We start from the raw sequence: 814 nt of genomic DNA on the forward strand, positions 1-814 counted from the left end.
AAGCAGTTCCGGGCGGTCGCGACCAGGTACGACAAGCGCGACTACATGTACCAGGCCACCGTCGACATCGCCACGATGAAGATCTGGCTACGCGACCTCACCCAAGATCGACGAGACACGGCCTAGCATCTGGGCAACCCTGAACAAGTAAACATCGGTCGGTTTCAGCGCGCCCGCTCGTTCCTTGTCGAAGAAGCCACCACACGCCTGATCGACCCACGCCATCGCCACGTCCAGGGAGAACTCCTCGACCCCACGCACGGCGAAGAACCTCGCCAGCCTGCGCCAGCAGCCCCGATACCAGACCAACGTCGATTCCTTGTAACCCAGCCGCCTCAACTCAGCGTCCAGGCCCGCCACCAGCACGGACAACATCGCCATCGCCACCGACCTCCGATCACAAGGCCCGGCACCATGCCGTGCCCCTGATCAGATCCTCGGCGCGTTATGCGCAGCGCTCGACCCCCGCAACCGCCCTCACCAGGCCAGACGAGTCGACGCTGCGCATAACCCAGCACTGTTCATAGGGATCGATCCTATCGCCGTTGCTGAGCAACGTGGCCTTGTCGGTCCTGGACGAGCACTTCGCCCAGATCCCCGGCGGCCCCAGCTCACCCCGCGTGGAGCGGGCCAAGCGACGACGGCACGGGAAGGCCAACTACCGGCTGGTGAGGTATGCGGACGACTGTGCGCCACGAGCGCTGAAGGGAGCTCCGATGTAGAAGGCGGAGGTCTTGGATGCGGTGCTGCACCGGTGATGGAGGTTGGGCCCTCCGCGATCGCCCGCGCAGGGGGAGGTCGCAAACCACCGCGA

1 protein-coding gene is annotated in these 814 nt (G+C 65.0%); it reads right to left on the reverse strand.

Annotation, left to right across the window (positions count from 1 at the left end; genetic code table 11):
- Positions 1–87: 87 nt before the first annotated feature.
- Complete coding sequence (locus tag ABGB16_RS33875; protein ID WP_347672121.1) at positions 88–381, reverse strand: hypothetical protein; 294 nt, start codon at positions 379–381, stop codon at positions 88–90.
- Positions 382–814 lie beyond the last annotated feature (433 nt).

It is taken from the genome of Micromonospora sp. B11E3 (genome assembly GCF_039871625.1).
Taxonomy (GTDB): domain Bacteria; phylum Actinomycetota; class Actinomycetes; order Mycobacteriales; family Micromonosporaceae; genus Micromonospora.